This window comes from Mesorhizobium sp. M0478 (genome assembly GCF_040321305.1).
Lineage (GTDB): Bacteria > Pseudomonadota > Alphaproteobacteria > Rhizobiales > Rhizobiaceae > Mesorhizobium.
Genome location: NZ_JAMYRH010000011.1, coordinates 92963 through 112469, shown reverse-complemented (window position 1 = coordinate 112469; position 19507 = coordinate 92963). Strand labels below are relative to the sequence as shown.

The following is a 19507-nucleotide window of genomic DNA, read 5'->3' as shown; positions in this document are numbered from 1 at the left end:
CTCAACCCGATGCACCATGACACACCGCTCTTGCAATCCGGTTACCGCAATTCCTCGGTTGTTCAATTGCTTCGGCGGTTAATGGCCGGTGCCGGCCTTTTTCTTCGCCGCTGCGGCAGACGCGAAGCGCTCGCGCAATTCCTTGCCCTTGCCGGGAATGGTCTTCTGGCGGGCGCGGCCGAAGGCCAGCGCATCGTCCGGCACGCTTTCGGTTATGACGCTACCCGAGGCGATGTAGCCGCCCTTGCCGATCGTAACCGGCGCCACCAGCGACGAGTTCGAACCGATGAAGGCGCCCTCGCCGATGTCGGTGAAAAACTTCGAGTAGCCGTCATAGTTGCAGGTAATGGTGCCGGCGCCGATATTGGCCCCCGCGCCCACACGGGCATCGCCGATATAAGTCAGATGATTGACCTTGGCGCCCTCCTCGATGACCGCCTGCTTGACCTCGCAGAAATTGCCGACCTTGGCTTTCTCGCGGAGATCGGCGCCTGGCCTGAGCCGTGCGAACGGACCGACGTCGCAATTGGCAGCGACGGTCGCGCCTTCGATGTGGCTGAAGGCGTGGATCTTGGCGCCGCCGGCGATTTTCACGCCCGGGCCGAACCAGACATTGGGCTCGACGATGGTGTCGGCGCCGATTTCGGTATCGTGCGAGAAATACACGGTGTCCGGCGCAATCAGCGTTACGCCCGACAGCATCGCCTCGTCCCGACGACGCTGTTGCCAGATGCCTTCCGCCTGCGCCAGCTCGGCCCTGTTGTTGATGCCGAGCGCGCTCTCGAAGCTCGTTTCGGTGGCGACGACATCGAGCCCTTTCGCACTGGCGATCTCGACGATGTCGGTGAGATAGTACTCGCCCTTGGCGTTCTTGTTGCCGACCTTGTCGAGCAGTTCGAGCGCATGAGCGCCGGCCACCGCCATCATGCCGGCATTGCAGAAGCCGATCTTCTTTTCCTCGGCGGAGCAGTCCTTCTCCTCGCGGATGGCGGTGAGCTTGCCACCTTTTTCGATCAGCCGGCCATAGCCGGCCGGGCTGGGCGGACGGAAACCGATCACCACGACGGCCGCGCCATCGGCAAGCTTTTGCCGCGCGGTCACCAGGGCTTCAGCATCGATCAGCGGCGTGTCGCCGAACATCACGAGAATATCGTCATAACCCTTTGATATCGCATCGCGCGCAGCCCGCACGGCATGCGCAGTGCCGAGCCGCTTCTCCTGCACGAAGGTCTCGGCCTTGGGCGCGAATTTCGCCGCCGCCTTGCGCATATCATCGGCGCCATGGCCGATCACCAGCGCCTGGCTGGCAGCACCGGCGGCCCCGGCCGCCTTCACAACATGGGCGACCATCGGCAGCCCGGCGATCTGGTGCAGCACCTTGGGCAGAGCGCTCTTCATGCGCGTGCCTTCGCCGGCGGCGAGGATGACGGACAGACAGGATCTCTGGCTCATGGAAGGACAACCATCTGAAAAGGGATCAGGAATCGGAGAGTGGTAGCATCTGGCGTCATGCTGCACCAATGCGGTTAAATTCCGGTGAGGTGATGAGGCAGTTCACTCTCGATCAGCGGATCTCTACCCCAGCCGGCCCAGCACCGGAAATGTCTCCAGCAGCCAATAGGACACCGTCTGCACGCCACCGGTGAGGAAGAACACGCCGGCGATAACCAGCAGCGCGCCGATCGCCTTTTCGACGCGGCCGAGATGGACGCGGAACCTGCCCAGGAAGCGCATGAAGGCGCCGGAGAACAGGGCAGCAATCAGGAACGGAATGCCGAGGCCAAGCGAATAGGCGGCAAGCAGAAGAGCGCCCTCGCCCACCGTCTCGCGGCCGCCGGCCAAGGTCAGGATCGGCCCCAGCACCGGGCCGATGCACGGCGTCCAGCCAAAGGCGAAGGCCAGCCCCATGACATAGGCGGCGACCATGCTGGCAGGCTTGCCCTGCGACTGAAAGCGCGCCTCGCGCGACAGAAGTGGTATGCGCAGGATGCCGAGGAAATTCAGCCCCATCAGGACGATCAGCACCCCGGCCGCCATCGCCAGCGGCTCCTGCCAGACGCGCAGCCAGTGGCCGATGGTCGAGGCGCCGGCGCCAAGCGCCACGAACACGGTGGAGAAACCGAGTACGAAGGCGAGCGAGGAATAGATGAGCGCGCCGCGGGCGCCGGCCTTGGCCGTGACGCCGGCACCGCCACCGCGAAAGTCGTCGACCGACACGCCGGCCATGTAGCAGAGATAGGGCGGCACCAGCGGCAGCACGCAAGGCGACAGGAACGAGATCGCCCCCGCTCCGACCGCGCTGACATAGCCGATGTCCAATGGCATTCCAGAACTCCAGATTCCTTGGCGCCGATATAGCGACGCAAAATCGTGTTCGCCAATCACCATCGTGTGGAATTTGGCTACAGATACGATCCGGCCGGACGAATTGTTGTCGGCCAATCCCAAGTTGACCAAGCCGGGGAAGAAATGTCCCTCGCCGAACGTTCACAGAGCGAAGCCGCGGTTTCTGCGCGCTTCGTCGGATCACCAGGGAGATTTCCATGAAAACGATCACCGTCGGCCTGGCCGCCCTTCTGCTCAGCACCGCCGCATCCTTCGCCGCCGAAGCGTGGAAGGAAGCGGAAGTCGCTGGCACCAAGATCTACACCGATGCCAACGGCATGACGCTCTATACCTATGACAAGGACGAGAAGGGCAAGACCAACTGCTATGACAAATGCGCCACCAACTGGCCGCCGCTGAAGGCCGAGGACGGCGCCAAGGCGGACGACGAATGGACCATCGTCGACCGCACCGACGGCACCAAGATGTGGGCCTATGACGGCAAGCCGGTCTACACCTTCATCAAGGACAAGAAGGCCGGTGACGTCACCGGCGACGGCGTCGGCGAAGTCTGGCACATCGTCAAGGCCGACTGATCGTCCGAACCTCTATCCCGCACCCCATCGGCGGGACTCGGCTGGCCGCCGGCTCCAAGCGACCCGGCGGCCAGTTCGGCATTTACGGGCAGCACGAACTGGTCGCGGCACCTTTCCCGGTGGCTCGAAACACGAACCCTCCCAGACAAAAAATTTTGTGATCTTCTCCATACACTCTAAGAGTGTATTGCGGCACACGCCTCCGCATTTTGGCCGCTTGCCCTTGACCGATCGCAAAAGCGCGGCCATGTGAGCGACCAATTGAATGCGTCACGCAGCGGAATTCTTCTGCCGCCCCCACAGCTGATATGAGACCTCATGGACGTCGTCGTCGTCGAATCGCCGGCCAAGGCAAAGACAATCAACAAGTATCTCGGCAAGAACTTCAAGGTTCTGGCCTCGTTCGGCCATGTCCGCGATCTGCCGGCCAAGGATGGTTCGGTGCGTCCCGACGAGGATTTCGCCATGTCCTGGGCGGTCGACACCGCTTCCGGAAAGCGTCTCACCGACATCGCCAACGCGGTCAAGGATGCCGATGGCCTGATCCTCGCCACCGATCCGGATCGCGAGGGCGAAGCCATTTCCTGGCACGTGCTGGAGGTGCTCAAGCAGAAGCGCGTGTTGAAGGACAAGCCGGTCAGCCGCGTCGTCTTCAATGCCATAACCAAGTCGTCGGTGCTGGAAGCGATGGCCAATCCGCGCCAGATCGATGCACCATTGGTCGATGCCTATCTGGCTCGCCGCGCACTCGATTATCTCGTCGGCTTCACGCTGTCGCCGGTGCTGTGGCGCAAATTGCCGGGCGCCCGTTCGGCCGGCCGCGTCCAGTCGGTGGCGCTGCGCCTGGTCTGCGACCGCGAATCCGAGATCGAGCGCTTCATCCGCGAGGAATACTGGCAGATCGCTGCCCTCCTCGGCACGCCACGTAACGACAGCTTCGAGGCGCGGCTGACCGCGTTCGAGCGCAAGAAGCTGCAGAAGCTCGACATCGCCAGCAAGGCGCAGGCCGACGATATCAAGGGCATGCTCGAAGGCGCGACCTTCAAGGCTCTATCGGTGGAAGCCAAACCGACAAGGCGCAATCCTGGCCCGCCCTTCACCACTTCGACGCTGCAGCAGGCGGCATCGTCCGGCCTCGGCTTTTCGGCGACGCGCACCATGCAGGTGGCGCAGCGCCTCTATGAAGGTATGGAGATCGGCGGCGAGACTACCGGCCTGATCACCTATATGCGAACCGACGGCGTGCAGATGGCGCCGGAGGCGATCGACGCCGCCCGCGACACCATCGCCAAGGAATTCGGCCCAAGATACCTCCCGGAAAAGCCGCGCCAGTACACAGCCAAGGCCAAGAATGCCCAGGAAGCGCACGAGGCGGTCCGCCCGACCGATTTCATGCGCACGCCGGCTTCGGTCAGGCAATATCTCGATTCCGACCAGCTGCGGCTTTACGAATTGATCTGGAAGCGCGCCATCGCCAGCCAGATGCAGTCGGCCGAGATCGAGCGTACCACGGTCGAAATCGAGGCGGTCAATGGCGCTCGCACCGCGGAGCTTCGCGCCGTCGGTTCCGTCGTTCGCTTCGACGGCTTCATCGCCGCCTACACCGACCAGAAGGACGACGACGCCGAAGACGAGGAAAACCGTCGTCTGCCCGAGATCCGTGCCGGCGAGCAGCTGGCCCGTCAGGCGATCAATGCCACCCAGCACACCACCGAGCCGCCGCCGCGCTACTCCGAGGCGTCGCTGATCAAGAAGCTGGAAGAGCTCGGCATCGGCCGTCCGTCGACCTACACCGCGATCCTGAAGACGTTGGAAGACCGTGACTACGTCACCATCGACAAGCGCCGGCTGGTGCCGCAGGCCAAGGGCCGGCTGCTGTCGGCTTTCCTCGAAAGCTTCTTCGAGCGCTATGTCGAATATGACTTCACGGCCTCACTCGAGGAAAAGCTTGACGAGATTTCCGACGGCAAGCTCGCCTGGAAGGACGTGCTTCGTGACTTCTGGAAAGATTTTTCCGGCGCCGTCGCCGACATCAAGGAACTGCGCGTCACTGACGTGCTCGACGCGCTGAACGAGGAACTGGCGCCGCTGGTGTTCCCCGCGCGGGAGGATGGCTCGAATCCCCGCATCTGCCCAAAATGCGGCTCCGGCAATCTGTCGCTGAAACTCGGCAAGTTCGGCGCCTTCGTCGGCTGCTCCAACTATCCGGAATGTTCCTTTACCCGCCAACTCGGCGATGCCGCCAACCCGAATGGCGAGAATGGCGGCGGCGAGGACGGCACCAAGGTCCTCGGCAAGGACCCCTACACGGCAGAGGAAATCACGCTGCGCTCAGGCCGCTTCGGTCCTTATATCCAGCGCGGCGACGGCAAGGAAGCCAAGCGCTCCAGCCTGCCCAAGGGCTGGACGCCCGACTCGATCGACCATGAAAAGGCCTTGGCGCTGCTGTCGCTGCCGCGCGATATCGGCAAGCACCCTGAATCCGGCAAGATGATCTCCGCCGGGCTTGGCCGCTATGGTCCATTCGTTTTGCATGATGGCATCTATGCCAATGTCGACAGCATAGAGGATGTGTTCTCGATCGGCCTCAACCGCGCTGTCACCGTGATCGCCGAGAAGCAGCTGAAGGGCAAGGGCGGCCGCAATGGCGGCACTGCGGCGGCGCTGAAGGAACTCGGCGACCATCCCGATGGCGGGGGCAAGATCGTCGTGCGCGATGGCAAATATGGGCCCTATGTCAACTACGGCAAGGTCAACGCGACACTGCCCAAGGGCAAGGATCCGCAGTCGGTGACCGTCGAGGACGCGCTGGCGCTGATCGCCGAGAAGGAAGCCAAGGGCGGCGGCAAGAAGCCGTTCCGCAAGGCGGCAGCCGCCAAGGCCCCCACAGCCAAGAAAACCACTGCCAAAACAACCACTGGCAAGAAAACCACAGCCAAGAAGTCGGCGACCAAGAAGCCGGCGGCGAAGAAAAAGGGATAGCAGCGTGGCGCGCAGGATCACCGGTAGAAGCCACGGCGATCCGCGCACCGCCGACACGAGGGCCAAGGTCAAGGACGACTACAGGCCCTCGCGTGACGAAATCCTGCGCTACATCGCCGAGAACCCCGACCGCGCGGGAAAACGCGACATCGCCAAGGCGTTTGCCTTGCGCGGCGACGACCGCATCTGGCTGAAGGACATTCTGCGCGACCTGCAGGACGAAGGCATCCTGACCAAGGAGCGCAAACGGCTGGCCCGTGTCGGCGCCTTGTCGCATGTCGCCGTACTCGACATTTTTGGCCGCGATGGCGACGGCATCCTGCTGGCGCATCCTGCCGAGCCCGTAGGCACCGGCGAACCGCCCGTCGTCTCGATCCGCGTCTCGCGCGGCGGCAATGGCCCGCAGCCGGGCATCGGCGACCGTGTGCTGGCCAAGACCTTCCCGACCGACGATGCGACCGGGCCCGCCTATACGGGCCGCGTAATGAAGATTTTCGAGAAGCGGACAGATGCCGTGCTGGGCGTCTTTCGTATCCTTCAGGACGGCACCTTCCGCATCGAGCCGGTGGAACGTCGCCAGCCCGAACTGATCGTCGACAAGGAATTCCAGAACGGCGCCAGGAACGGCGACCTTGTCGAGGTCGAGCCCGCGCGGGCCTCCCGGTATGGTTTGCCGCGCGCAAAAGTGGTGGCGGTGCTGGGCTCGCTGACCAGCGAAAAGGCGGTCTCGATGATCGCCATCCACGCGCACGACATTCCGCATATCTTCCCGGCCGACGTCATCGCCGAATCCGAGGCGGTAAAACCGGCGACGCTTGCTCACCGCGAGGACTGGCGCGACCTGCCGCTGGTGACCATCGACCCGGCCGACGCCAAGGACCATGACGACGCCGTCTTCGCCACGCCCGACCTCGACGAGAAGAACCCCGGCGGCGTGATCGCCACGGTGGCGATCGCCGATGTTGCAGCCTATGTCCGCTATGGCACCGCACTCGATCGCGAGGCGCTGAAACGCGGCAATTCTGTCTATTTCCCCGACCGCGTCGTGCCGATGCTGCCAGAGCGCATCTCCAACGACCTGTGCTCGCTGCGCGAAGGCCAGGACCGTCCCGCGCTTGCCGTGCGCATGATTTTTGCCGCCGATGGCCGCAAGCTGCGTCACACCTTCCACCGCGTCATGATGAAATCGGCGGCAAAGCTCGCCTATCCGCAGGCCCAGGCCGCGATAGACGGCCTTCCTGACGACAAGACCGGCCCGATCCTCGATACGGTGCTGAAGCCGCTGTGGGACGCCTACGCCATCCTCAAGCGCGGCCGCGATGGCCGCCAGCCACTCGAGCTTGATCTGCCCGAGCGCAAGATCCTGCTCAAGCCGGACGGCACCGTCGACCGCGTCGTCGTCCCGGAGCGGCTCGACGCCCACAAGCTGATCGAAGAATTCATGATCCAGGCCAATGTCGCCGCCGCCGAAACGCTGGAAGCGAAGAAGCAGGCGCTGGTCTACCGCGTCCACGATGCGCCGTCGCTGGCCAAGCAGGAATCGCTGCGCGAGTTCCTGCAGACGCTCGGCCTGTCGCTGGCGCGTGGCGCGCAGATGCGGCCCGCCCAGTTCAACGGCATTCTCGAGCGCGTGCGCGGCGCCGACAATGAGGGGCTGGTCAACGAAGTGGTGCTGCGCTCGCAGAGTCAGGCCGAATATTCGCCCAAGAACATCGGCCATTTCGGCCTCAACCTGAAGCGCTACGCGCATTTCACCTCGCCGATCCGCCGCTATGCCGATCTGATCGTGCATCGCGGGCTGATTGCCGCACTTGGGCTCGGCCCTGGCGGGCTGACGCAGGACGAAGAGACGCGGCTGGAAGACGTCGCGGTGCTGATCTCCGGCACCGAGCGCCGCGCCATGGCGGCCGAGCGCGACACCGTCGACCGGCTGATCGCTGCCTACCTCGCCGAGCGCATCGACGACCGGTTCGACGCCCGCATTTCGGGCGTCACCAAATCGGGACTATTTGTCCAATTGCCGCAGTTTGGCGCAGATGGCTTCATCCCGGTGTCAAGTCTGGATGGCGATTACTATATATATGACGAAACCGCGCGATCGCTGTTCGGAGAACGCACCGGCAAGGGCTATCAGCTTGCCGACCGCGTCGAGGTTCGCCTGATCGAGGTGGCGCCTATGGCCGGCGCGATGCGTTTCGAGATGCTGACCGACCCGAAGCCCCTGCCCGGCTCCAAACGGTCGTTTCACAAGGCAAAAGGCCGCGCCCGCGCGTCGCAATCGCGCCCGGGGTCGCGCGGCAGGAGACGATAATGGCAAGCGAAATGGGAATCCAGAAGCAGGTTTTCGGCGGCGAACATCATTCGGGCCGAGTCGCCCGCCCGCTGTGGACGGCGATGAAGCGCGGCGCCCTTGGCCGCTGCCCGCATTGCGGCGAAGGCAGGTTGTTCGCCGGCTTCACCAAAAGTGTCGACAAATGCGCCGTGTGCGGTGAGGAGTTCCACCACCACCGCGCCGACGACCTGCCCGCTTATCTCGTCATCGTCATTGTCGGCCACATCGTTCTCGGCGCCTTCATGGGCGTTGAGGCGACCTCGACGCTCTCCATGTGGCAGCACATCGCCATTTGGGTGCCGTTGACCATCGTGCTGTCGGTCGCTCTGCTGCAACCGGTCAAGGGCGCCGTCATCGGACTGCAATGGGCGCTCTATATGCACGGCTTCGGCGGCGAAAAAGACGGCACCGAGCCGCATCCCGGAACCTAGTTTGCGTCAGGGCAATGTCGCCTGGCGCAACATGCCGACCGTGAAAGGCCACTTTCGTTTGCCAGAAGTTTCCGCTAGGTCCTGCGCATGGAAGGTATGACCAAGGCGGAAGTCAGCAGGATGGACCGTGGCGCAGCCGCCCACAGCGGCCTGCCCATACGCCCGCGCGATGCCGCCACCCTGATCCTGCTCGACCGCGAGGGCGACGAGATTCTGGTGCTGATGGGCCGGCGCCATGCAGGCCACGCCTTCATGCCCGGCAAGTTCGTCTTTCCCGGCGGCCGCACCGATTCGGCCGACAGCCGCATAGCCGTTGCCACCCCATTGCTCCCGGAGGAAGAAGCCAGGCTGACCGCCGGCGTCGGCCGCATCAGCCCGTCGCGGGCCCGTGCCATCGCGCTCTCGGCCATCCGCGAGACTTATGAGGAAGCCGGCCTGCTCATCGGCCGCAAAGGCTCGTTCGCAACCGACAAGCGCGACTGGCAGGGCTTTGTCGAGCACGGCGTCCAGCCTTCGCTGGCGCCGCTGCGCTTCATCGCCCGCGCCATCACCCCGCCCAATCGCGTGCGTCGTTTCGACACCCGCTTCTTCAGCGCCTGGCGCAGCGATGTCGCCGTGGAACTGCCGGGTGGCGGCCCGACCAATGAGCTGGAAGAACTGGTCTGGCTGCCGCTTGCCAAGGCCAGAGAGGCCGATATCCCCGACATCACCCGAACGATCTTGCAGGAGCTGGAGACGCGGCTTGCCGGCGATCCGCGCCTGCGACCCGGTGGGTCCGTGCCGTTCTACCGGCTTATCCGCAACCGCTTCGTTCGCGAAATTCTTTAGAGCAATTCCAGGAAAAGTGTGACGCGGTTTTCCGTCCGGAATTACGCAATATCAAACAGACAGAGTATTCAGGCATCACATGACGGTCGATACCCAGCAAGAGGGCGACGAGCGCGTACATTGGCTACCGATGATCGCCGCGATCTCGTCGATCAGCGTCGTCGGCATCGCCATAGGCCTCGGCATGCCGCTGCTCAGCGTTATTCTCGAGAGCCGCGGCCACTCGGCATCGATGATCGGCCTCAACACCGCGGTCGCCGGCCTTGCCTCGATCGCCGGCGCCCCGCTGGCCACGCCGCTGGCGATGCGCTTCGGCGTCGCCTGGACGATGATCGCCATGATCGCCGCCGGCGCGCTCGCCTTTGTCGGCTTCCACTTCGCGCCGGACTTCTGGATGTGGTTCCCACTACGCGTCGTGCTGCACATCGCGCTGACGGTGCTGTTCATCCTGTCGGAATTCTGGATCAGCACCTCGGCGCCGCCGCGCCGGCGCGGCCTGGTGCTCGGCATCTACGCCACCGTGCTGTCGCTCGGCTTCGCCGCCGGGCCATGGATCTTCGCCCATATCGGCAGCACCGGCTTCTTGCCGTTTGGCGTCATCATCGTCCTGGTCGCGCTGGCCGCAATCCCGGTGCTGGCCGCACGGAATGAAAGTCCCACAATCGTGGTTGACGGCGAAACCAGCAACTTCCTGCGCTATATCTGGCTGGTGCCGACAGCGACCGCCGCCGTGCTGGTGTTCGGCGCCGTCGAGACCGGCGGCTTTGCGCTGTTCCCCGTCTATGGCAACCGCATCGGCTATTCCGAGGCGGATGCAGCCCTCCTGCTCACCATGATCGGCCTCGGCAACGTGCTGATGCAGATCCCTATCGGCATGATCAGCGACCGCGTCTCAGACCGCCGCTATCTGCTGTTGGCCTGTGCCACCGTCGGACTTGCCGGCACCATCTTCATGCCGTTCTTCGCCGGCAATTGGCACCTGATGGCGGCGCTTCTGTTCGTCTGGGGCGGCGTGGTGGCCGCCATGTACACGATCGGCCTTGCCCATCTGGGCTCGCAGCTCTCCGGCCATGAACTGGCCTCGGCCAACGCCGCCTTCGTACTCTGCTACGGCGTCGGCATGGTGCTTGGCCCGCAGGCGATCGGCATCGGCATGGATGCCTTCGGGCCCTCCGGCTTCGGCTGGTCGCTCGGCCTGTTCTTTGCCGCCTATATCGCCTTGGTCAGCGCCAGGCTGGTCCGCAAGATCTGGTAGCCTGTCCGTCGCCAGCCTGCGCAATCCTGACGGGATGTCGCCGCTGCTGACAGAACCGTGTCAGGAGACCTCAGCTAAAAGGGTGTCCCAAAAAACCCGAGTTTGAGGATACGGCGATGATCGACAGCGGCTTTGAAACCACATCTCTGCGCATGACGCTTCTGCTGCTTGTCAGCTTCCAGGCCCCGGCAGCCGATGTCGACCGCATCATGGACGCCGTGGTCGCAATCGCGCCGCTGGCAATGGGCAAATACGACCGCAACGCCTATCAAACGGCGCACGGCATCGAACGCTACCGACCGCTGGAAGGTGCAGCCGCCGGCGTCGAAACCGAACTGCGCCGCCGCCCCGGCACCGTCGAGGTCTCGTTCGAGTTGCCCGACGACCAGTCGCTCGCCGCCCGCGTCGTCGAGGCGATTTTCCAGGCGCATTCCTACCAGGAGCCGGTGATCCGCATCCAGCCGATCCTCGCCAGCCGCTCCAAGGGCCTGGACGACCGCGCCAATCCGAATCGCTGGTGGAACACCACTGGGGACTGGAAGAAAGCGCTTCCAGTTAAGGAAGAAGCCTAGAAATCCGGCCCCGCTGAGGGGAAGCAGCGGCTTTACCTTCTCCGTTGTGAGGTGAGAAGCGGTCCGAAGCGGACGAAAAGCCAATTGCTTGGTTGTCGAGATTCGAACGCCCTGAGCCTGCGAAGAGTTGGTCGGGGTGACCAATCCACCCTGCCGAACCCCGCCGCTTCGCAGCGTCCCGGCATTCGCCGGCCTATAGCCATGCTGTCCGTCTCATCCTCAGCCTCCATCGGGCCGATGATAAAACCGGACAACTCATGTGCTCCTAATCCGGACAACTCATGTGCTTACGACACAGGCAAGGCGTCGGGCTTGACTTTCCGGGCACGTTCTTTATGTGTCGCGCCAAGTTTCCCGCGTCCGGGTGTTTTCCCCCGCTCCAGCGGCCAAAACCCCACGAACATAACGGACTGATACAATGGCCAAAGCCGCAAACATCAAGATCAAGCTTCTGTCGACCGCCGACACCGGTTTCTTCTACGTGACCAGCAAGAACAGCCGTACCAAGACCGACAAGCTGTCGTTCCGCAAATACGACCCGGTCGCCAAGAAGCATGTCGAGTTCAAGGAAACCAAGATCAAGTAATCTGGTTTTCATACGCTCTGTCAAAAGCGCCGCCCCTTCGGGCGGCGTTTTTGATTCAAGGCCCCGAAAAGCCAGAACCCTCCGCTGTTTGGCGCGAAGTGCTCATCTCATTTTTTGGCAAAAAAGGGGGCCGGTCGGCGTATGGCAGCGGTACGAGGAGGCCACTATGTGCCAGCGCCGGCCGGCCGACCCCACGGACCCAGGAGATGCGGCGGACCTGAGCATCATGGGGTATTCGGCGAAGCGATGCGGCTGTCTACCCTCGTGCCCGCATCGCCCTTGTTCTTGCACCGCACATTTGCGCAACAATGTTTGAAAATCAATAGTTTCTTAACCAAGCCTGCCGAATCGCTTGGATTAAGGTAAATTCCTAACCCTGTCCGATTGACTGGATAATCGGTGGTCTAGCCTACGCTGCCTTGGCGACGACCCGGTTGCGGCCGCCACTTTTGGCTTCGTAGAGCGCCACGTCGGCACGTTTCATCAACGCCGCGACCGTGTCCGCGCCCTTCAGAACCGATGACACGCCGACGCTGACCGTGACTTCGATCGCCTTGCCTTCAGGGCCGATGGCAAAGGGCAGCTGGGCGATTTCGGCGCGAATGCGCTCGGCAACCTTCTCCGCCACCGCGCCGTCCGTGTCCGGCATCACAACGACGAATTCCTCGCCGCCGAAGCGGCAGGCAAGGTCGATGCCCCTGACGTTCTTGCGCAGCCGCCTTGCGAACTCGCGCAGCACATCGTCGCCGCCATCATGGCCATGCGAGTCATTGACGGTCTTGAAGCGGTCCAGATCGGTGATCATCACAGACAGAGGCCGCCGCCGCGCCACGGCGCGGTCGAACAGCGTCTGCAAATGGCTGTCGAGGTAGCGGCGGTTGTGCAGCCCGGTCAATGCGTCGGTCACCGCCATCTCTATGGTCTGGGTGACGCTGGCGCGCAGCTGGTCATTGTAGCGCTTGCGGCGCACCTGCGTGCGCAGCCGCGCCGTCAGCTCCTGCTGGTCGATCGGCCGCATCAGATAGTCGTTGATGCCGAGTTCGAGGCCTCTGATGATGCGGCCCTCCTCGCCTTCGTCGGCAATCAGGATGATCGGCAGGAAGCGGGTGCGGTCGAGCGAACGCAATTGCGAACACAACCGCAGCGGATCGAAATCGGTAAAACCGGTCGAGATCAGCACGCACTCATAGGGCGCCTCGGCGGCCTGGAAGAAGCCGGCATGCGGATCGGTGGCAATGTCGAGCTCGGCGCTGCCGCGCAGCATGTTCTGGATGCGCTCAACCGACGATTTGCGCTCGTCGATCAACAGCACCTTCGGCGTGGCGTCCTCCGACGCGAAGCTGCGGCTCAACAGCGCCTCGATGCCGATGTTGCGGGTGGTCGATGCGCGCAGCCGCAGCTCGTCGGTCAGCGACTTCAGCCTGACCAGGCTCTTCACCCGCGTCATCAGTTGCAGATCGTTGACCGGCTTGGTGAGAAAGTCGTCGGCGCCTGCCTCGAGGCCGCGCACCCGGTCGGCAACATGGCCCAGCGCGGTCACCATGACCACCGGTATATGCGCGGTCGCCGGATCGCTTTTCAGCCGCTTGCAGACCTCGAACCCGTCCATGCCGGGCATCATCACGTCGAGCAGCACGACATCGACCTTGCCGTTTTCGCAGGCCTCGATCGCGTCCGGCCCGTTGGAGGCCGTCAACACCTCGAAATATTCGGCCAGCAGCCGAACCTCGAGAAGTTTGACATTGGCAGGGATGTCGTCGACGACGAGGATCCGCGCGGTCATGTCACAAGGCTCCGGCTGAAGGCATCAGGCATCAGGCATCACCGAGATAGGATTTGATGGTCTCGATGAAACGCGGCACCGAGATCGGCTTGGAGATGTAGGCCTCGCAACCGCCCTGGCGAATGCGTTCCTCGTCGCCCTTCATGGCGAAGGCGGTGACGGCGATGACCGGAATGGAATGGAGGTCGTCGTCCTCCTTCAGCCATTTCGTCACTTCCAGCCCCGACACTTCGGGCAGCTGGATGTCCATCAGGATCAGGTCGGGCCTGTGCTGGCGCGCCAGATCGAGCGCCTCGAGCCCGTTGCGCGTGCGCACCGTTTCATAACCGCTGGCTTCGATGAGGTCGCGAAAGAGCTTCATATTGAGCTCGTTGTCCTCGACGATCATGACCTTCTTAGGCATCGATTTCCCGTCCCGGCCAGGCTTCTGCCCGAAGCCCTGCCGCTATGCGCCTTTGTCGAAGCACACCAAACCCTCGCTCACTCTTAAGGCAATATGATTGACGAAATGCAAACCCGAAGCGGCAAAAGCCATTCGGATTCCACCTCGAAAACCACATTGGATCGGGGCTGTGGCTTGCCGCAGGCGACGCTTGCGATTACTGCGGAAAAGAGACTCATTTCCGCAACGAGAAAGTAGTGATGGCAAACGCAGCGTCAATGCGCGAGGAAGCGGAAACCATTGCCGTGAAGGCACTGGGCTTCGTCGCCGCCGACCCCGAACTCCTGCCGCGCTTCCTGGCCATCACCGGCATCGAGGCGTCCGCCATCCGCCGCGCCGCGGCCGAACCGGGATTCCTTGCCGGCGTGCTGCAGTTCATCCTCGCCCACGAGCCGACCTTGCTGCGCTTTGCCGAGGAAACCGACACTCCGCCGGCCTCAGTCGGCAAGGCGTTGCGCGCGCTGCCTCTTGGCGGCGACGACCATGAGCATTCGATATGAGCGACGATCCCGAGACGGCACGCCAGATCGCCGAACTTGCAGCCGACGACCGGCCTCTGCTGATCCTCGATGTCGACGATGTCGTGCTCGAATTCATCCGGCCGTTTCCGCATTTCCTGAAATCGCGCGGCTTCGGCCTGACCCTGGCCTCCTTCCGTCTCACCGGCAACATTGCCGAAACGGCGAGCGGCCGGCTGATCGAACAGCCGGAGGTGACGGCACTTCTCGGAGATTTCTTCGATACGCAGGCCGACTGGCAGAGCGTCACCGATGGTGCCGAACAAGCGCTTGCCAGCCTTGGCGACCGCGCCGAGATCGTCCTTTTGACCGCCATGCCGCACCGGCATCGCGCCGCCCGCCGCGCCCATCTCGATGCGCTCGGTCTGCCCTATCCGCTGTTGACCACCGAAATGGCCAAGGGACCGGCGGTGGCGAAACTGCGCGGCAAGAACGGCCGGCCGGTAGCCTTTGTCGACGACCAGCCCGCCAACCTCATCTCGGCACGCAACTCGGTTGCCGACGCCCACCTCTTCCACCTGATGGCCGACAATTCGCTGCGCGCCTTCCTGCCGCCGGTGCCGGACGACATCATCTCCGTCGAGGACTGGCACGAGGCCGCGCCGAAGATCGCGAGCGCGCTCGGGCTTTAAGCCCAAGCGCCTCCAAGCTTGGCGATCAAGGCTGCAGCTTCGCCCCTGCTCCGCCATTGTTGCCCTCGCCAGGGATCGCATCCTGATCGGTGTTGTCTTCCACGACCGGATCCGGCCCCTTCAGCATGGCGCCGTTGACCGTCACCGACCCATCGTGCCTGGCGTTGATCACCCATTCGATACGACCATCCGGCAGCGTCTTGGCAAATCCCTTGATGGCCAAGGCGCCGGTAAAAGCCTGTGAGGCCTGCGGGTCGGTCTTCGCCGCCTCCTGCAGGCTTGCCACGATCTTGTCGTAGCCGGTCACGTCGATTGTCACGTTGGCATCGGGCTTCTCGCCATCGGGAAACGTCATATCGCCCTCCAGCCCGATTTCGGCACCGCCGCCCTTGACCGTGCTGTGGCCGATGAGGATCTTGGGGCCGTTCGCCAGAAAATCTTTCTTCAGGCCGTCGCCGAAATCCGCCGAAAGCGGCGGGTTGTTGTTGAGATCGAAGGCCTCGATAGCCTTCTTGGCCATTGTGTCGAGATCGATGTTGGCCCCACCGAAATTGAGGTCGATGTCGGTGGGCAACAGCGCGACGCTCCAGGCTGGAACAAGATTTTGCGGTATCGAGAGCCCAGACGCTTTGATCCCGTAGCTGATCGTCCCGTTGCGCGAGACACCGTGCATGCCGAAGGCGATGCCGAGTGTTGCTGCGCCGAAACTGCCGATCGGGCTGCCGACGCTGAAATCCTTGAGACTGTAAGCCCCATCAATCCGCTCCCATATCGGCAGCGCGGTCAGAAGATGCGACTTGAGCTCCGCCTGATTGGCTTTCAGTTTCGCCTCGTCCTCATTGGCCACGGCGAAAGCCAACAGGTCCAGAATAGGCTTCGTGCGCAGCCCCTTGCCTTTCGCGTCGACCGAAAATTCGGGCGACTTGACCGTCAGCGGGATTTTCTGCCCGCTGTTGGGGTTGTCGATCGTGATGACCTCTGCAAAATCGGCAATCGTCTGAACCATGCTAAAATCGACACCGCCATTTGCGCCCTTGGTAGCGCTCATTGTGGCGGTTCCAGCACCAGAACTCATCTCCGTGCGCTGCCTGGCGTCCTGCGACGTCATATTCATGCCTTCAAGTGACGACGTGGCGCTGCTGAAAGCCGCCAACTCGGGATCGTAGACACCAACGAACTTCCCGCCCTTGATAGACATCTTCATGCTTTGCGGCCCCTGAGGGCCGTTGAACTCCATCGACCCTTCCGGCGCCAGATTGCCTGAGACATCCCACGCGCCATCGCTGCGTGGTTTGGTCAACAGCGTATAAGGGGTGAGATCGAGCTTCAGGCCATCCTGTTTTGCCAAGAGTTCCACGACGGGCTTGAAATCGAATGCGAGCTTGTAGGCGTCGCCTTCGACCGAGACCTTCAGAAATCCGATCTCGAACGGCTTCTTGCTGAAATAGCGCGCCAGATTGTCGGTAAGCTGCTTGGCGCCCTCGCTGTCGACCGTCTGCCCAAGCGCCGGCGCACTGCAGGCTAGAAGCAAAGCGAATGGCAAAACGCGCTTCATATCGATCCTCCCTTTATTGCAGTCGTCAAAACCGCTTCTACCACTGGTAGGAAAATACCATCACAGCCGCAAGACAAGACCTATGGATTGCTGCCGCCTACAGCACAAGCCGCATCAGCGGCCGGCCGGCCTTGCGTTCGAGGAGCCGCTCGAAGCCGGCCTTTTCGAACACACGCGACGAGCCGACGAACAGCTCGATCGAACGCGAATCGCGCGACACGTCGATCGGACACGCCTCGACCAGCCGCGCCTTGTTCTGGCGGGCAAAAGCGATGCCGCCCTCGACCAGGCGGTGGCTGACGCCCCGGCCGCGCGCGCTGGCGCGGATGAAGAAGCAGGAGATGGCCCAGACGCCGGGATCTACGGCGTCGGTTGGATCGACCGGCGCCGAGCCCCTGCCCCGATTGTTCCATTCGGGCACGTCGGCGCGCGGGCCGATCTGCATCCAGCCGACCGCTATGCCGTCCTCGAAAGCCAAAAGCCCCGGCGGCGGCCCTGCGTCGATGCGCGCCTTGATATGATCCTTGTTGCGCTGTTTGTCGCTGGCCCGCCGGACCGCCGGCGCCATCCGGAAATGCGTGCACCAGCACCCGTAACAGGCGCCCTGCTTGCCGAAAAGATCCTCGAAATCCGCCCATAGGTCAGGCGCCAGCGGCGCTATGGTGGTGCTCATGAGTTCTCTCCCGGCTAACCGCTTGTGGCGGCTTCCGTCCTGACGTACCATTGCATCTGTTCTCTTTATGTTCGCAGCGATGGCGGCCCCTGTCAACAATCCCGAGCACGGTTTTTGCCGCGACTGCCTGACCTTTCAGCGCAGCGATACCAGGCGCTGTGAGCGTTGCGGCAGCCCTCGACTCACCCGCCATCCCGAGCTCTACCAGCTGCATCTAGCGCATATCGATTGCGACGCCTTCTATGCGGCGATCGAAAAGCGCGACAATCCGGCGCTGAAGGACAAGCCGCTGATCATCGGCGGCGGCAAGCGCGGCGTCGTCTCCACCGCCTGCTACATCGCCCGCATCAAGGGGGTGCGCTCGGCAATGCCGATGTTCAAGGCGCTCGAAGCCTGTCCGGAAGCGGTCGTCATCCCGCCCAATATGGAGAAATACGTCCGCGTCGGCCGCGATGTCCGCGCCTTGATGCAGGCGCTCACGCCGCTGGTCGAACCGCTCTCCATCGATGAGGCGTTTCTCGACCTTGCCGGCACCGAGCGCCTGCACGGCATGCCGCCGGCGGTGGTGCTGGCGCGCTTTGCGCAGACCGTCGAAAAGGAAATCGGCATCACCGTTTCGGCCGGCCTTTCCTACTGCAAGTTCCTGGCCAAGGTTGCCTCCGATTTCCGCAAGCCGCGCGGCTTTTCGGTGATCGGCGAAGCCGAGGCGCTGGGTTTCCTGGCCGAACAGCCGGTGACGCTGATCTGGGGCGTCGGCAAGGCTTTTGCCGCAACGCTCGAACGCGACGGCATCCGCAGCATCGCCCAGTTGCAGCGCATGGAGCGCGCCGATCTTATGCGCCGCTATGGCGTGATGGGCACCCGGCTCTACCATCTCTCGCGCGGCCAGGACGACCGCCGTGTCGATCCCGACCAGGATGCGAAAAGTGTGTCGGCCGAAACCACTTTCGACACCGACATAGCTGAAATGGGCGAACTGGTTCCAGTGCTGAGGGGATTGTCGGAAAAGGTCTCGGCGCGGCTGAAGAAGTCAGGCATTGCCGGGCGCACCGTGGTGCTGAAGCTGAAGACGCAGGATTTCAAGCTGCGTACCCGCAACCGCCAGCTCGGCGACCCGACCCGGCTGGCCGACCGCATTTTCCAGACCGGGCTCGAGCTGTTGCGCAAGGAGGCGGACGGGACAAAGTACCGGCTGCTTGGCATCGGTGTCAGCGATCTCTCGGATGACGAGAAGGCCGATCCGCCCGATCTCGTCGACGTCGGCTCGCGCAAGCGCGCCATGGCCGAAAGCGCCATCGATACGCTGCGCGACAAGTTCGGCAAGAAGGCGGTGGAAACCGGCTACACCTTCGGCAAAGGCCGCAACGCCAACCCGCCGGAGCCGATCGAGGAGTGAGACGGCTTAGATACGCTTGAGATCGATGCGGCTCGTCACCACGTTCTTGCCGGTTTTCGGATCGACGTCGGTAACGGTCAACCGCATTCCGTCGCCGCTGGTTTTCTCGACCGTCAACCGCGCCTTACGATCGCCATTGACCTCCGCCGCCCAGCGAATGCCGAGAGTGATCGCGTTGCCAGAACGGCTGCCGGCGAGCTGTGCCGGCCCGGTGCGCGACCCGACATAGACGCCTGTATACTTCGCCCCGCGGGCCTTCAGATTGGCGCTGATGGCGCGCGTCACCACGACAAGACCACGGCAATTGCCGTCAAGCGACAATGAGCTCGAGGTCGCGTCGGAATTGAAGGTGCAGGACACATTCACCGTCGGTGCGTCGGTGGTGACCTTGACTGTCCCCTTGCCGGAGAAATTCCCTTGCAAGGAGCTGAGAAAATTCGCCTCGTCGGCATGGGCCGCGGCGCTTGCAGTTAGCAGGCAGCCGGCTAGCAGAAACCGCGCGAATGATTTCATCGGAATCTCTCCCCCGTTGATGTTTAAGAAACGATGCGTCCAGCAATTGGCCAATACCGGGAACCAACGCCTGCCGTTGCGTCAGGTT

Annotated in this window: 18 protein-coding genes; 11 read left to right on the top strand and 7 right to left on the bottom strand. The window is 63.1% G+C overall.

Annotation, left to right across the window (positions count from 1 at the left end; genetic code table 11):
* Positions 1-78 precede the first annotated feature (78 nt).
* Both glmU and NKI64_RS23780 read right to left on the bottom strand, forming a co-directional pair.
* A complete protein-coding gene (gene glmU, locus NKI64_RS23785; protein WP_352670426.1) occupies positions 79-1452 on the bottom strand; it encodes a bifunctional UDP-N-acetylglucosamine diphosphorylase/glucosamine-1-phosphate N-acetyltransferase GlmU in 1374 nt (457 codons plus the stop codon).
* Between the two features lie 123 nt (positions 1453-1575).
* Positions 1576-2325, bottom strand: a complete 750-nt coding sequence (locus tag NKI64_RS23780; protein WP_023748539.1) for a cytochrome c biogenesis CcdA family protein — start codon at positions 2323-2325, stop codon at positions 1576-1578.
* A gap of 218 nt (positions 2326-2543) precedes the next feature.
* Here NKI64_RS23780 and NKI64_RS23775 point away from each other — a divergent pair, with 218 nt between their 5' ends.
* The 8 genes from NKI64_RS23775 to rpmG all read left to right on the top strand — a co-directional run bounded on the left by NKI64_RS23775 (position 2544) and on the right by rpmG (position 11907).
* Positions 2544-2921, top strand: a complete 378-nt coding sequence (locus NKI64_RS23775) for a COG4315 family predicted lipoprotein (protein ID WP_023748538.1) — start codon at positions 2544-2546, stop codon at positions 2919-2921.
* Between the two features lie 318 nt (positions 2922-3239).
* Positions 3240-5903, top strand: coding sequence for a type I DNA topoisomerase (gene topA, locus NKI64_RS23770; protein ID WP_023695425.1), 2664 nt, complete (start codon positions 3240-3242; stop codon positions 5901-5903).
* A 4-nt stretch (positions 5904-5907) separates the two neighbouring features.
* Positions 5908-8214 carry a ribonuclease R gene (gene rnr, locus NKI64_RS23765; RefSeq protein WP_023744817.1) on the top strand — a complete coding sequence of 769 codons (2307 nt, stop codon included), beginning with the start codon at positions 5908-5910 and terminating at the stop codon, positions 8212-8214.
* Entirely contained in the window at positions 8214-8666 is a 453-nt protein-coding gene (locus NKI64_RS23760; RefSeq protein WP_031194788.1) for a DUF983 domain-containing protein, read from the top strand. Before rnr ends, NKI64_RS23760 begins: the two co-directional genes overlap by 1 nt.
* Before the next feature lie 87 nt (positions 8667-8753).
* Positions 8754-9494 carry an NUDIX hydrolase gene (locus NKI64_RS23755; protein ID WP_023710624.1) on the top strand — a complete coding sequence of 247 codons (741 nt, stop codon included), beginning with the start codon at positions 8754-8756 and terminating at the stop codon, positions 9492-9494.
* A 79-nt stretch (positions 9495-9573) separates the two neighbouring features.
* Positions 9574-10749 carry an MFS transporter gene (locus NKI64_RS23750; RefSeq protein ID WP_352670420.1) on the top strand — a complete coding sequence of 392 codons (1176 nt, stop codon included), beginning with the start codon at positions 9574-9576 and terminating at the stop codon, positions 10747-10749.
* Positions 10750-10865: 116 nt separating this feature from the next.
* Positions 10866-11321 (top strand): YqfO family protein, encoded by a 456-nt coding sequence (locus NKI64_RS23745; RefSeq protein WP_023695428.1) that lies wholly within the window; start codon positions 10866-10868, stop codon positions 11319-11321.
* Positions 11322-11739: 418 nt separating this feature from the next.
* On the top strand, positions 11740-11907 hold the full coding sequence (gene rpmG / locus NKI64_RS23740; protein WP_006201775.1) for a 50S ribosomal protein L33: 168 nt from the start codon (positions 11740-11742) through the stop codon (positions 11905-11907).
* Between the two features lie 409 nt (positions 11908-12316).
* Here the strand turns inward: rpmG and NKI64_RS23735 are convergent, their stop codons facing one another.
* Positions 12317-13690: a PleD family two-component system response regulator gene (locus NKI64_RS23735; RefSeq protein WP_023688311.1), complete on the bottom strand. Its 1374-nt coding sequence runs from the start codon at positions 13688-13690 to the stop codon at positions 12317-12319.
* Between the two features lie 31 nt (positions 13691-13721).
* On the bottom strand, positions 13722-14093 hold the full coding sequence (locus NKI64_RS23730; protein WP_023667574.1) for a response regulator: 372 nt from the start codon (positions 14091-14093) through the stop codon (positions 13722-13724).
* A 239-nt stretch (positions 14094-14332) separates the two neighbouring features.
* Between NKI64_RS23730 and NKI64_RS23725 the strand changes: the two genes are divergently transcribed.
* Together NKI64_RS23725 and NKI64_RS23720 are read left to right on the top strand one after the other, a co-directional pair.
* Entirely contained in the window at positions 14333-14632 is a 300-nt protein-coding gene (locus NKI64_RS23725) for a DUF3572 domain-containing protein (protein ID WP_023688310.1), read from the top strand.
* Entirely contained in the window at positions 14629-15282 is a 654-nt protein-coding gene (locus NKI64_RS23720) for a hypothetical protein (protein ID WP_023701190.1), read from the top strand. The genes NKI64_RS23725 and NKI64_RS23720 overlap by 4 nt, the downstream gene beginning before the upstream one ends.
* A gap of 25 nt (positions 15283-15307) precedes the next feature.
* On the opposite strand, the gene NKI64_RS23715 is transcribed toward NKI64_RS23720, so the two are convergent.
* Positions 15308-16837 carry a hypothetical protein gene (locus NKI64_RS23715; protein ID WP_352670414.1) on the bottom strand — a complete coding sequence of 510 codons (1530 nt, stop codon included), beginning with the start codon at positions 16835-16837 and terminating at the stop codon, positions 15308-15310.
* Between the two features lie 97 nt (positions 16838-16934).
* Positions 16935-17510 (bottom strand): GNAT family N-acetyltransferase, encoded by a 576-nt coding sequence (locus NKI64_RS23710; protein ID WP_352670411.1) that lies wholly within the window; start codon positions 17508-17510, stop codon positions 16935-16937.
* A gap of 67 nt (positions 17511-17577) precedes the next feature.
* Here NKI64_RS23710 and NKI64_RS23705 point away from each other — a divergent pair, with 67 nt between their 5' ends.
* Complete coding sequence (locus NKI64_RS23705; RefSeq protein ID WP_023734461.1) at positions 17578-18906, top strand: DNA polymerase IV; 1329 nt, start codon at positions 17578-17580, stop codon at positions 18904-18906.
* Positions 18907-18912: 6 nt separating this feature from the next.
* Here the strand turns inward: NKI64_RS23705 and NKI64_RS23700 are convergent, their stop codons facing one another.
* Positions 18913-19419, bottom strand: a complete 507-nt coding sequence (locus NKI64_RS23700; RefSeq protein ID WP_352670408.1) for a hypothetical protein — start codon at positions 19417-19419, stop codon at positions 18913-18915.
* Positions 19420-19507: the final 88 nt, after the last annotated feature.